At 50.0% G+C, this 12,686-nt stretch carries 11 protein-coding genes and 1 pseudogene; 5 read left to right on the top strand and 7 right to left on the bottom strand.

Annotation, left to right across the window (positions count from 1 at the left end):
* Positions 1 to 156: 156 nt before the first annotated feature.
* Positions 157 to 762 (top strand): serine O-acetyltransferase, encoded by a 606-nt coding sequence (locus EVX52_RS12455; RefSeq protein ID WP_129991388.1) that lies wholly within the window; start codon positions 157 to 159, stop codon positions 760 to 762.
* A 466-nt stretch (positions 763 to 1,228) separates the two neighbouring features.
* Here the strand turns inward: EVX52_RS12455 and EVX52_RS12450 are convergent.
* From EVX52_RS12450 to EVX52_RS12440, 3 genes and pseudogenes are all read right to left on the bottom strand, one after another.
* Positions 1,229 to 1,663: pseudogene (locus tag EVX52_RS12450) on the bottom strand (hypothetical protein); the annotation flags it as partial.
* A gap of 50 nt (positions 1,664 to 1,713) precedes the next feature.
* Positions 1,714 to 3,102, bottom strand: coding sequence for a HAMP domain-containing sensor histidine kinase (locus EVX52_RS12445; RefSeq protein ID WP_129953060.1), 1,389 nt, complete (start codon positions 3,100 to 3,102; stop codon positions 1,714 to 1,716).
* Positions 3,102 to 3,779 carry a response regulator transcription factor gene (locus tag EVX52_RS12440; RefSeq protein ID WP_129953061.1) on the bottom strand — a complete coding sequence of 226 codons (678 nt, stop codon included), beginning with the start codon at positions 3,777 to 3,779 and terminating at the stop codon, positions 3,102 to 3,104. The genes EVX52_RS12445 and EVX52_RS12440 overlap by 1 nt, the downstream gene beginning before the upstream one ends.
* A 206-nt stretch (positions 3,780 to 3,985) precedes the next feature.
* Between EVX52_RS12440 and EVX52_RS12435 the strand changes: the two genes are divergently transcribed.
* Both EVX52_RS12435 and EVX52_RS12430 read left to right on the top strand, forming a co-directional pair.
* Positions 3,986 to 4,822: a MipA/OmpV family protein gene (locus EVX52_RS12435; RefSeq protein WP_129991387.1), complete on the top strand. Its 837-nt coding sequence runs from the start codon at positions 3,986 to 3,988 to the stop codon at positions 4,820 to 4,822.
* A 172-nt stretch (positions 4,823 to 4,994) separates the two neighbouring features.
* Complete coding sequence (locus EVX52_RS12430; protein ID WP_129991386.1) at positions 4,995 to 5,444, top strand: NUDIX domain-containing protein; 450 nt, start codon at positions 4,995 to 4,997, stop codon at positions 5,442 to 5,444.
* A gap of 154 nt (positions 5,445 to 5,598) precedes the next feature.
* Here EVX52_RS12430 and EVX52_RS12425 read toward each other — a convergent pair whose 3' ends face one another.
* The 4 genes from EVX52_RS12425 to EVX52_RS12400 form a co-directional block, all read right to left on the bottom strand.
* A complete protein-coding gene (locus tag EVX52_RS12425) occupies positions 5,599 to 6,114 on the bottom strand; it encodes a GNAT family N-acetyltransferase (protein WP_205952655.1) in 516 nt (171 codons plus the stop codon).
* A 1,170-nt stretch (positions 6,115 to 7,284) separates the two neighbouring features.
* Entirely contained in the window at positions 7,285 to 8,820 is a 1,536-nt protein-coding gene (locus tag EVX52_RS12410; RefSeq protein WP_129991385.1) for a DHA2 family efflux MFS transporter permease subunit, read from the bottom strand.
* A 10-nt stretch (positions 8,821 to 8,830) separates the two neighbouring features.
* Positions 8,831 to 10,009, bottom strand: coding sequence for an efflux RND transporter periplasmic adaptor subunit (locus EVX52_RS12405; RefSeq protein WP_129991384.1), 1,179 nt, complete (start codon positions 10,007 to 10,009; stop codon positions 8,831 to 8,833).
* 24 nt (positions 10,010 to 10,033) lie between these two features.
* Entirely contained in the window at positions 10,034 to 10,489 is a 456-nt protein-coding gene (locus EVX52_RS12400; protein WP_129991383.1) for a MarR family transcriptional regulator, read from the bottom strand.
* Between the two features lie 263 nt (positions 10,490 to 10,752).
* Here EVX52_RS12400 and EVX52_RS12395 point away from each other — a divergent pair, with 263 nt between their 5' ends.
* Positions 10,753 to 11,106 (top strand): metalloregulator ArsR/SmtB family transcription factor, encoded by a 354-nt coding sequence (locus tag EVX52_RS12395; RefSeq protein WP_129991382.1) that lies wholly within the window; start codon positions 10,753 to 10,755, stop codon positions 11,104 to 11,106.
* Positions 11,107 to 11,368: 262 nt separating this feature from the next.
* Positions 11,369 to 12,658: an arsenic transporter gene (locus EVX52_RS12390; RefSeq protein ID WP_129991441.1), complete on the top strand. Its 1,290-nt coding sequence runs from the start codon at positions 11,369 to 11,371 to the stop codon at positions 12,656 to 12,658.
* Positions 12,659 to 12,686 lie beyond the last annotated feature (28 nt).

The following is a 12,686-nucleotide window of genomic DNA, read 5'->3' as shown; positions in this document are numbered from 1 at the left end:
GTCCGGTGGCGGAAGGTAAAATTCGTTAAAAATTTCAGATTTGTGAGCGCCTGCGCCCTGCTTTTCGGGCATATCCTCTACTCAGGTTATTCTTTTAAAGTTTATTTGTTCAATGCCGATAAGTGCTTAATTGCTTTTATTTAACGGTAATACAATATGGATAATCCTCTGGTCAGCTCCACAAGTAATAAAGTTACAGGCTATGAACATTTGAAAGAATGTTTAAGAATAGAAGTAATAAAAAGAGATGGGGGCAAAAGATTCTCATGGCTAAAAGTATTTCACCGCGTAGCTTTTAATCGCAAAAAACGCTTCTACTTTTGGTGGCGGATTGCAAACTATTTGTATAAATCCTCATCATCTCGCCAGCGAAAAATCGCCAAAATAATTGGCGTTAACTTAGCCAGAAAGTATGGCGCAGACATAAGCATTGCTGCACATATCGGAACCGGTATGAAAATAAACCATTACGTGGGGATCGTAATCAGAGCTGAATGTGTGATTGGCGACAATGTGAACATCCGTCAAAACACGACTATTGGAAGGAAAAAATCAACGCCTGATATAGGATATATCACAATCGGTAATAACGTCGATATCGGTGCTAACTCCTGCATTCTTGGGGACATCGTTATTGGAGACAATGTCACTATTGGGGCAATGTCATTTATCAATAAAGATATCCCCGCTAACACCCTGGTTTATAGTCAAAAAACTACTCAGATCGTAATTAAAAACATCGGGTCTACGATTCAGCATTGATATTGTATTAAGTAACACGCCAATAAAAAAAGCCTCTTCAATAAAGAGGCTTAACTTTTGCTTACTCATCACTTAATTTGTCTTTCTGAGACGAAATGACTCGTTGGGGAAATTCGCCTGCAGACGAACGAAGCATTCGAGGCGAACATTGCCTTATATGCAGCGCCAGAATATGAAATCGATAGACATGAACAATTCATGGGTGGAAAGACCGTCTTTATGAGCAAAAAATTGTAGCGGTTACTAAAACCGCCCCCGAAACAAAGATTCCTTGAATCATTTTAAGCTGCGTAGCTACTCAGACCTATCCGCTAAAGGATCCAGGGCAATTATGAGCGAGGGATAGCCATTCGCAGTTATTCTCATTACTGATGAAGGTATTACTTAAATCGCGGTGTGTAAATCAACCGGGGATTAAGTCATATGGCCTGAGATGTTTCACGGTATTGACGACAGTGTCGTTCTGGCAAGCTTTATCGCCGTCAGCCCAGCGCTTGATATCACTTATATTTGGCGACCTGATGCCCACACTCAAGATGTTCTTGGTTGTGTATAGGCTGACCTGTGCTTTGTCCCCATCATGTCTTTCTATTTCAATTAGCGTGTTGTTAATCAACAGTCCCTGCGCAAGGAGCTTTTGATTGATTTCACCTTCATTGCGCTCACCGTCAAACTCGCTTAATACGATGACCGGATTTCCTGAATATGCCTCATATTCCAGGCACTGCCTTGCCATGTGCCTTAAAGTTCGATACGTATCTGAGGGCTCCGTCTTGCTCGTAAAGCTGCCGTCATAAGAGGATTGACTGCTTTTTAATTCGCTGACGGTTATGGCGCACCCGCTGATCGAGATAGAAAATAATAGTGTAGACAGGGTCAAATATTTCAATTTCAACTCCATTGTTCTGACAGAGGCTCTCCGCTGGGCTGGTATCAAAATTATGTTTTCTTTCAGGCTGACTTGTGGTTTGGAAAGTCAACAGTAACCATGAGCCCACCTTCTGCAGACGTATTTAGGCATACGCTGCTGTTGTGTTGCTGCGCAACCGCTTTGACTATTGCAAGTCCCAATCCACTCCCGCTTTGCATCTGATTGGGATCGCGAAAAAACCTATCGAACACGCGCTCCCTCAATTCAAATGGAATGCCGGGCCCTGCATCTGAAACACGCAGCTGAGTAGATTTATCAAGTGATCCTACATCTACCTCAACCCGTCCGCCCTCAGGGCTGTACTTCACGGCATTTTCAATTAAATTATCAATCAGCGACATCAGGCGTTCCTTGACGCCTGTGATCCAGATTTCATCATTAGAGTAGAATTCGAGCTCAATCCTGCGCTCAGCCGCTAGCGGTGCCAGTGCAGCCATTCGCTCTTGTATGAGCGTTGTCAGCGGCACAGGCTCCATAACAGTGTCAATACGCACTTCGCTGTGCATCATCAGCAGCAACTGATTGACAAGACGCGCTGCACGGCTATTGCTGCGAATAATCCCTGCAAGCAACTCCTGTTGATTATCGCTGCTTACATAGGACTGCAAAGCCTCCACATTGATTCGCATCGCAGCCAGTGGGGTACGCAGTTCGTGGGCGGCATCTGCAATGAAAACCCGTTCCCTATCAGAACTCTCTCGCACCCTGGCAAGAAATAGATTAGTAGCGTCCACCATTTGGCGAAGCTCCATGTGCTTTGGCACTTCTTTTAAGGGAGAGAGATCTTCTGAAGTTCGTAAGGAAATTTCATTTACCACCTTGTTCCAGGGGCGCATTGCAATACGGATTGACAGCCACGCGGGAAACAAAAGAAAAGGAATGCACACCAGTAGCGGCAATATGTAGTATCCCCGCGAGTTCAGGTATATAAAAAAGTTCCAGCCTCCGGCAGGGGTGACAAGTGTTACCTCCGCATCGGATCTCCCGGACTTGAGAGTACGGCTAGTCCAGGTGCGCCCCCCACTCCGGATGCTCTGAATTTTCCCATACCTGGTGTTTGTCACTCCTGCCGGAGCGCCATCAGATGAATAAATTATCTCTTTATTCTTCCGAACGATTAGGCTGATTGACAGTTTCGGATCTTCACCTCCGCCATAACCTTCCCGCAACGCTGTGCTGAACTTTTTCAGCACAGCGGTGAGATCCTGCGGGCGATCATCCATACGATCAACCAATGTAAGAATGGTTTCGTAGGTATTGTTGCCCGTTAGCATAGGGGGGCTACGCAAGTTCTCCCACAAAATGTAGGTCAGAAAAAGACACCAAAGCAGTGTAAGCAGTAGCATCTGGGCGATCATAATTCGCCGTACGAGCGTTGGAGTTCTCAGGTGGTGCCAAAAATTTCGCATCAACCAGCCCCTTTCTGAATCGGCACAGTATCAATGACATACCCTACGCCTCTCACCGTTCGTACATAGCCGTCGCCGATTTTGCGACGTAAATTACCCATATGCACATCGAGTGCATTGCTCATATTTTCTTTTGCGCCGAATATCCTTTCCTCCAGAAACCTTCGTGTAAGCACGCGATCAGTGCGCATCATTAAAGTTTCAAGCAGTGCGTATTCACTTGCCGTCAACTCAACATTCCGCGCGCTCACTGTCACGCGACGAGTCGGCACGTGGAGAGATAACCCACGAATTTCTATCACCTCATTCTCAAAACCGTAACTGCGTCGCGCAAGGGCTCTCACTCTGGCCAATAACTCGGCAAGAATAAAAGGTTTGACGAGATAGTCGTCAGCACCGGCATCCAGCCCGCACAGGCGATCCTGCAGAGTGCCCCGCGCGGTCAGAATGATGACGGGGATCCCCTTGAGCTGCTGGCGCAAGTACGCCATCAGGCTCATGCCATCGCCGTCAGGCAGTCCGAGGTCGAGCAAAACTAGTTCCGGCAAGCAGGCATCGAGTTGATGCAGCGCATCCACTTTGCGGCGAACCCATATGACATCTAATCCCTGATCTGCAAGGGCAATACGTACGCCGTTGCCGAGATCCAGGTCGTCTTCGATGAGGAGAATTTTCACAATAGTTACGTTATCAACAGTGAATGAAGAACGTCTGAAGAAAAAAACGGTATCAGGAAATTTATCATGTTTGCGTCACCGGCACGTGCTTAAGTATTTCTTCATTTTTAGCTCATGAGAACTTTAGGGTGCGTATTCAAACTGAGCGTTCTGGCGTTTAAAACCCGCTTGTATCGTAATCATTTGAATCCATAAGGACTTCTTTAATGAGCAACTTCGAACTGCGTCATAAGTTCCCCTATTTACTCTCAGGACGCACCCTGAAAAAAATGCTGCCGGGTGCGCTGCTGGCGTTACTGACCAACCCAACACTTGCGGCAGAACCACAACAGGGTAACGCCTTAACATTGGGAGGAGGCGTGGATGTTACGCCACTTTATTCTGGTTCGGATGAAAACCGCGTCACGACAGCCCTGGTGCTTGATTACTCGATGCATAATGGGTTCTTCGTGAGTACCATGCGGGGTATCGGTTATGGCAACAGCTCCGGCAAGCTGGATTACAGTACTGCGCTGAGCTATCGCGCAGGCCGTAAGGATCATGACGTGGACAGCGACGCAATGAGCGATGGCAGTGACGACTTGCGGGGTATGGGCGATGTCAAAGGCTCGGCTATCGGGGCATTGGGTCTGGGATATAAGGTAACCGACTGGCTTCATTTGCAATTGCAGGCTGAGGTGCCGTTTTCTCAGCGGGACAATGGCGCGGCCCTGCATTTCGGCATTATCAGCCCGCTTTATAGTTCATCGGAAAATACCGTGACGATGGCGCTGACCAGCAGCTGGGGAACAGACAACTATATGCAAACTTACTACGGGGTAAGTTCATCACAGTCAGCCGCATCGGGGTTTACTCAATATGATGCCGGTTCCGGGATTTATGCCTATTCAATGAATATGGACTGGACGCACAAGTTCAACCAGAACTGGAGCGTAGTGGCCGCTACAGGCTTTACACAGTTGGCTGGTGATGCACGCAACAGCCCGATTGTGCAACGAAAAGCATCGCCCAATGGAAGCTTGAAAGTGACATATAGCTTCTGAACATTGTTCGATTGCACTGTCAATAAATACACACTTGATCCGCCCCGATACAGATGATGGGGCGGTACTCACAAAGGACGTAAGGACATTCATTTTCAAAATTAACAGATATCAAAACGCATTAAAGCAATGTATATATAGACAGTATTCTAAGTAATTGGGCAATCGCTACATGGGCCGTGGCAGATATAATCTATCCATAGCAGTATTCGTCTTGCTTCTAAAAGGGGATGAACTCTGCATGCTCCGAAGGTCTAATACGGGCTGGATGGATGGTTGCTTTAGCTTACCGGCCGGTGGGCTAGAAAAAGGCGAAACACTCTCCACCGCTGCCGCCAGAGAGCTAAAAGAAGAGACAGGGGTGGACACAATTCCTTCAGAGTTGGCCCTTGTGCATACCATGCATGTGTGGACGGAAAACCGTTCATGGATAGGGCATTATTTTATCTGCCGAGAATGGAGTGGTGTACCTTTCCTTGCAGAACCTGACAAGCATGCCGAAGTAAGCTGGAAGAATATTTCGGATCTGCCAGAAGAAACAATACCCTATGTAAGGCAGGCTATTGAAGCCATTAATGCTGATGAGAGTTACTCAGAGTACGGCTGGGACACAGGTGAGTAACCTCTGCTACAAAGCAATATTTCCGCCCCTTGTCAGTATGCATATGCAAAAGGGTTGCTATGCGCGAAAAGCGGAAGTACGAAATCGTTCTGACCACTGAGGGTGTATTTCAAAACATCGCCGTGTGTTAATCAACGGGGATAAGGTCATGCGTTCAAACCTCCCCCTTAGAAGATATTGGCATGCCCATCTCCAGCGCACGAACCTCAAAGCCAAATTCCTCGTACAAGCGGATTGCTGCCTTGTTGAAATGCCAAACAGCCAGTCTGAGTTCCTGCGCGTTACGTGCCAGAGCCCAATCACGCACTCTGTTCATCAATACTTTACCCACGCCTTGCCCTCTGTGTGTTTCAAGAACACATATTGAGCAAATCCTGCAACCAGGGACTGGCTTCAGAAGTGGACTTGTTGGTATTGATATGTTCGCTGCAATAAACCCGATGGGAAGAGAGTTATGCCGGGCTATAAACGCAACATGATCATCAGTTTCAATAAATCCCATCCAATGGGGTTCATCTGCTCCCTCATTCAAAGTCACATCAGCATAAATATCTGGGCGCGCTTTATGATGGATGATATTGAGCTCGCGAGCCAAATCACTCATGATCGCAAGATCAGAACGGATTGCTTCCCGGATACTGAGTTCCATATCCAAATTTTCTATCTCCAATGAGGATCCCCAACCGTGCCTGTCAGCCAGTCGCATTAACGATAAAAGCAGTTACGAAGATAATGCATTACAACAAATTTGCACTTTTTGTTGAATCCTGCGGACCTGGATTGCATTGTTCTTTTGTTCCCGGGAGATAAAAAAGGCCGTTCTCAGCAGGATCCGTTCCTCCCGGGCATCCTGCCCTGCCTGGTGAATTATCTGAACTGCCCCCGTCAGCGCCCCTCCCGCCGTCTGCACCTGGTTTACCAGGTTGTGACATATCCCCACCGTTTCCACCATCCGCCCCCTTACCTCCCGCACCACCCTCTGCAGCACCCACAGAAAAAACGACAAGCGCGAAAATACACACAAAAAAGTGTTTATACATATTTGCATCTCCATTATTGAATAGGCTCATGCTAGCCACATGAATTCATTAAAATATCCGTTGAATCTGCCCTCATCAATTAAAATATTGTGATGTATGTAACGTCCATTTCTGGCACGAATCAGCCCGCTACGTTGGAAAATGTCGGACCAGGGGAAGCCAAGAGCAAATATCTGACTGTATGACTGAAAAAGCGTGCTGTGATGCATCGATTTAAAAAGGTCTACACTGTTTATGGCAATTCAAAAGTCATCGTTACTTTTCATGGAGAGTCACGCATGTTTAGTCATGTACACGTCGGAGCCAGAAATCTGAAGCAAGCTGGTTTGTTTCTATGAAGCCATACTTTCCAGATTAGGCCTCGTTCAGATCCCTGAGGGAAATGGCGGTAGCGCACAAGGTGTGGGCTGGAAAGACCCGGATAAAAGATGGCCTCAGTTCTATGTACAACTCCCTGTGAATGGCCTCCCTTCAACCTGGGGAAATGGCGTTCAGGTGAGTTTCTTAGTGGCCTCACACGCTGATGTGAAAGAGATTTGGGAACTTGCCATTACGATGGGAGGAACCGATGAGGGCCCGCCAGGATTTAGAGAATATGCGACAGATTTCTTTGCCGCTTATTGCCGGGATCCGGAAGGCAATAAGCTTTGTTTTGTCTGCGCACCCGAAGCATAGATACACTCTTCAGGTTTTCTGCTCGGCTGTCCAGGCTCGGTGAGAATCAACGTCAGGGTTTTCTCCGCTACGTTTAGCCGGGTGTTGTACGCTTCGAAGCAGCTACTTTACGTTTTACCTTTCATTTAATGCCCTGCCGCCGGAGCACCTGACGGACCAGAACGACTGAAGGGTGGCCGCGTGAACCAGATAACCACAATCAGCGCCATAAAGCCCCAGCCTAATATCCAGAAGTAATCAATGGTCGACATCATATAGGCCTGCTGCTCAATGGTTTTATCGACAGACGCCATATTCTGCTGGGTGAGCCCGCCCATCTTCTCAATATAATTCACCGCCGCCGGGTTGTACGCAGAGACGCTCTCCGTCAGACTGGCATGGTGGAATATCTCTCTGCGGGACCAAATCCAGGTCGTCAGCGACGAGGCGAACGACCCACCCAGTACGCGGAAGAACGTTGCCAGACCGGAACCTTCGGCGATTTCTGCACCGTTAAGATTCGACAAGACGATAGTGGTCACAGGCATAAAGAAAAACGCCACGCCAATCCCCATAAACAGCTGCACTTGCGCAATGGTGCGGAAATCCACGTCGGTGTTGAACTGTGCACGGATGAGACAGGATGCCCCCATCGTCAGGAATGACAGCGATGCCAGAATACGCAGATCAACTTTGTTGGCATAGCGGCCAATAAACGGCGTCATCAATAACGGCAGTACGCCCATGGGTGCGGCGGCGAGCCCTGCCCAAATCGCCGTATAGCCCATCTGAGTTTGCAGCCACTGCGGCAGAATAATGTTGATGGCGAAGAACGCGGCGTAGCCCAGTGTTAGCGAGAGCGTGCCGACGGCAAAGTTGCGCTCTTTGAACAAGCGCAGATTAACAATCGGATGGCGCTCGCCCAGTTCCCAGATGACAAACGACACCAGGGAAATCGCGGAAATGACCGTCATGATGACAATTTGCAGGGAAGCAAACCAGTCGAGATCGTTGCCCTTATCTAATACAACCTGCAGCAACCCAACCCCCATCACCAGCAGCGCAATGCCAATATAGTCAATTGGCACGTGGCTCGTCGTTTCTTCACGGGCACGCAGCTGGGTCCAGACCACGAGAGTGGCAAAAATGCCGATTGGCACATTGATGTAGAAGATCCATGGCCAGGAATAGTTATCGGTGATCCAGCCTCCGGTGATGGGTCCGACGATGGGTGCGACAACCGTCACCATCGACAGCAGCGCCAGCGCCATGCTTCGCTTGATGGGAGGGAAGATCACCAGCAGCAACGTCTGACACATCGGGAACATCGGGCCTGCGAAAAACCCCTGCAGGGCGCGAAAGATGATCAGTTCGGTCATGCTGTGCGCTAAGCCGCACAGGAACGAGCTGAGCGTAAACATCACCACCGAACCAACAAACAACTTTAGCTGCCCGAACCGGCGGGTAAACCAGCCGGTCAGCGGCAGGGCAATGGCGTTACACACCGCAAAAGAGGTGATAACCCACGTCCCCTGGTCCGCGCTGACGCCAAGGTTCCCGGCGATAGTCGGCAGCGCAACGTTTGCAATGGTGGAGTCCAATACCTGCATAAATGTCGCCAGCGACAATGCGAGCACCGCCAGCCACATAGTGGGCGGCGTAAATGCGGCCTTATCTTGCATTACGTCTCTCTTAACGGCTGCCTGTGGCAACCGCTTTGCTGTTGTCATGAAGGATTTTAGCCACCAGTTTGTCCGCTTCCGCCAGTGGGTTTTGATACACATCCGTGCTGAAACGTGGGGTGCTAACGGTTTGCTGCGGCAGCAAATGGCCGCCGTCGTCGCGGATATCCACGCGGACGTTCATCGACAGGCCAACGCGCAGCGGGTGCTTCTGCATATCGCGCGGATCGAGCGTGATACGCACCGGCAGGCGCTGAACAATCTTGATCCAGTTGCCGCTGGCATTCTGGGCGGGTAGCAGAGAGAACGCACTGCCGGTCCCGATGCCCAGGCTTTCGATAGTGCCGTGGTATTCAACCTTGTCACCGTAAAGATCCGCATTGAGCGTGACCTTCTGACCCAGGCGCATGGAGTACATCTGACTTTCTTTGAAGTTTGCATCCACCCACACTTCACTCAGCGGCACGATAGCCAGCAGCGTGGTGCCGGAATCCACGCGCATACCCAGCTGCACAGCGCGTTTGGCTACGTAACCGCTTACGGGTGCAACGATGGTAGTGCGGGCGTTGTCCAGGAAGCGCTGGCGCAGTGTGGCAACCGCACTTTTGATTTCCGGATGACTGTCGATAACGGTGTCGTCGACCATTGCAGTATTGGTGCGTAACGCTTCCTGCGCGGCGGCTAAATCGCTTTGTGCGCTGGTGACCGCATCACGGTAGTGAGAAAGATCTTCCGAAGAAATAGCGCCGGAAGAGAAAATCTTCTGGCGGCGGGCATAGTCATTTTGTGCCGTTTGCAAGGCGACTTTTTTGGCCGCAACTTGGGCACGGTAGTTATCCGCCGTGCTGTACAAACCCCGAACCTGACGAACGGTGTTCGCAAGGTTGGCTTCCGCCTGTTGCAGAGCGATTTCGGTGTCGCTCGGGTCGAGCAGCACCAGCGGCTGGCCTTTCTGTACAAAGTCGCCTTCATCCACCGTCACTTGTGTCACCGTACCGCCTATCTGCGGCGTAAGCGTGACCTGGTTGCCATTTACGTAAGCATCATCGGTAGATTCATAGAAGCGGGCGTAAAGCAGATACCACGCCAGTATTCCCCCGGCGGCAATCACCAGAATAAAAAACAAAATTATAAAATTACGTTTGCGCTTGCTACCGCGCTCAACATCTTGGGCAGGTGTGGTTTCCATCTTGTGATGACCTTTTTGAAAACGTTAGCGATGAGGTGCGGTGATGTCGTCCGGGAGCATTTTTGTAATGAGCTCTACCAGTAAGTGGGATTCCCCGGGCGTAAGGCGTGCGGTGAGATTGCCCATGATTGAGGTCTGCGCATCTTTCTCAAAACGTTCGCACAGGGCCTGACCTTCGTCAGTCAACGTCAGAATCACCTGGCGTTTATCCTGCGGGTTCGGGGTGCGTGCAATCAGTTCCCGCTTTACCATGCGGTCAACCATGCGACTCATGCCGCCGGCGTCCATTACCAAATTTTTGCTGATTTCAACAGGGCTGGAGAAACCTTTATATATAGTAATCAATACCTTGAATTGTTGCGCAGTGATATTCGCACCGGCAAAGTACTCGCTGATGATCTGGTCTTTGAACTGGTTCGCGAGGTGGATAAGCAAACCAAGGGGTAATTTATCGCCGCTAATAGCGGAAGTATTGTGCATAATATTTGCCTAGTCATTAATTGCAAACAAAACTACTGTCCAGGCATCTATCTGTCAAGGTTGTGTCAAATTAAACGCATTTTTTGTCAGGGGGAAAGTCAGACTTGGGTGTGTTTTGATGTCACTGCTTCAAATCCGGACGCTTACACATAGCGATCGCTTTAGATGACATAACTCCAGGCGTACATATTCGAAAAAACACATGTGTTATTGACAATTTTTAAGCAGGGCATACCATAAACGCATTACATAAAGGAGTTCTTATGAACGGTTTGTCTTCGCTTGTGTTGTTTAAAAACCTGTCCGATGAAACGCGTCTGTCGATCGTCATGTTGCTCAGAGAAGCCGGAGAGCTGTGTGTCTGCGAAATCATCGGAGTGCTTAACGAGTCGCAGCCGAAAATCTCAAGACACCTGGCTATGCTGAGAGAAACAGGGCTCATTTTAGATCGCCGTGACGGGAAATGGATTCATTACCGCTTGTCACCACACATGCCGGCATGGGCAGCAGCCGTTATCGAACAAGCATTTCTGAGTGACCGGGACAAGATTACTGCACAGGTTAAAAACATCACCCGTAACCAAAACACAACAGGCGGCAAGTCCGTCTGCCTGTGATGCCGGACCGGAAATACATGCGAAAATACAAATATAAATAACCGCGCTATCCGATGAAAAGCGCCCCGGCGCTGCCCCCGCGGGCAGAAACCGAACACTATCGCGAAAAGATGTGAGTGACTCAGGGGAAAGATCCGGGTGTACAAGGCAAAGCCCTGTTGCAGGGAGATGAGCCGGTAGGTACTGACCGGCTGAATGTTCTCACAGGAAAACATAAATGATAGCGCGGACGGGTATCTCCCGTCCGCGCCGGAGAAAAAATATGTGGTTAGCAGGGGCAATCTTTGTTCTGACTATCGTGTTAGTTATCTGGCAGCCTAAAGGCCTGAGTATCGGCTGGAGTGCCATTACCGGCGCCGCGCTGGCCCTTATTGGCGGTGTCGTCAGTATGGGCGACATCCCTGTCGTCTGGAACATTGTATGGAATGCGACGGCCACCTTTATCGCGGTCATCATTATCAGTCTGCTGCTGGATGAGTCAGGCTTTTTTGAGTGGGCGGCGCTGCACGTAGCACGGTGGGGTAAAGGCCGGGGACGCTTACTGTTTACTTATATTGTCCTGCTTGGCGCTTGCGTCGCGGCATTGTTTGCCAACGACGGAGCCGCGCTTATTCTCACACCTGTCGTGATTGCCATGCTGCTGGCTTTAGGCTTCAGCCGGGGCGCGACGCTGGCCTTTGTGATGGCGGCGGGATTCATCGCCGACAGCGCCAGCCTGCCGCTTATCGTGTCGAACCTCGTGAATATTGTCTCCGCAGACTTTTTCAAAATTGGCTTTAACGACTATGCCTCCGTCATGGTACCTGTCGACATGGCGTCTATCGTGGCAACGCTGGTCATGTTGCACCTGTTCTTTCGCAAAGACATTCCGGCGGCCTATGATGTCTCTAAGTTACCGGTACCGCACGAAGCCATTAAAGATCGCCTGACCTTTAAAACTGGCTGGTGGGTATTAATACTGTTGCTGGTCGGGTTCTTCGGACTGGAGCCGTTGGGAATTCCCGTAAGTGCCGTTGCGGCGGCGGGCGCGCTTATTCTGTTTATCGTGGCAAAGCGTGGTCATGCAATCAACACCGGCAAGGTGCTGCGCGAAGCACCCTGGCAAATCGTTATTTTCTCACTGGGCATGTACCTGGTGGTGTACGGCCTGCGCAACGCCGGCCTGACCCATTACCTGTCCCTGATCCTCGGTCATCTGGCTGAGCAGGGCCTGTGGGTATCCACACTAGGCACGGGATTCCTGACCGCGTTCCTTTCCTCCGTCATGAACAACATGCCGACGGTACTGATCGGTGCGCTGTCTATTGACGGCAGCAGCGCGGCAGGCGTGATCAAAGAGGCCATGATTTATGCCAACGTTATCGGCAGTGATTTGGGACCTAAAATCACCCCAATCGGTAGCCTGGCGACCCTGTTATGGCTTCACGTACTGTCCCGGAAAGACATCAGGATCACCTGGGGATATTACTTCAGGGTCGGGATTATCATGACCCTTCCGGTGCTGTTTGTGACGCTGGCGGCCCTTGCCCTCCGTCTGTCGTTCCCCCATTAATTCCCCCCGCTACCCGCCTGCTGTGACA

It is taken from the genome of Rahnella sp. CFA14(1/10) (assembly GCF_004195095.1).
In the GTDB taxonomy this organism is placed as follows: Bacteria; Pseudomonadota; Gammaproteobacteria; order Enterobacterales; family Enterobacteriaceae; genus Rahnella; species Rahnella perminowiae.
Note: the sequence above shows the minus strand (reverse complement) of the source record. Positions and strands in the feature narration are given on the sequence as shown.

Excerpts from the sequence above, each read along its gene's own strand:
- EVX52_RS12455 (WP_129991388.1), top strand. The coding sequence starts at position 157 with ATGGATAATCCTCTGGTCAGCTCCACAAGTAATAAAGTTACAGGCTAT.
- EVX52_RS12445 (WP_129953060.1), bottom strand. The coding sequence starts at position 3,102 with ATGCGAAATTTTTGGCACCACCTGAGAACTCCAACGCTCGTACGGCGA.
- EVX52_RS12435 (WP_129991387.1), top strand. The coding sequence starts at position 3,986 with ATGAGCAACTTCGAACTGCGTCATAAGTTCCCCTATTTACTCTCAGGA.
- EVX52_RS12430 (WP_129991386.1), top strand. The coding sequence starts at position 4,995 with ATGGGCCGTGGCAGATATAATCTATCCATAGCAGTATTCGTCTTGCTT.
- EVX52_RS12410 (WP_129991385.1), bottom strand. The coding sequence starts at position 8,820 with ATGCAAGATAAGGCCGCATTTACGCCGCCCACTATGTGGCTGGCGGTG.
- EVX52_RS12405 (WP_129991384.1), bottom strand. The coding sequence starts at position 10,009 with ATGGAAACCACACCTGCCCAAGATGTTGAGCGCGGTAGCAAGCGCAAA.
- EVX52_RS12400 (WP_129991383.1), bottom strand. The coding sequence starts at position 10,489 with ATGCACAATACTTCCGCTATTAGCGGCGATAAATTACCCCTTGGTTTG.
- EVX52_RS12395 (WP_129991382.1), top strand. The coding sequence starts at position 10,753 with ATGAACGGTTTGTCTTCGCTTGTGTTGTTTAAAAACCTGTCCGATGAA.
- EVX52_RS12390 (WP_129991441.1), top strand. The coding sequence starts at position 11,369 with ATGTGGTTAGCAGGGGCAATCTTTGTTCTGACTATCGTGTTAGTTATC.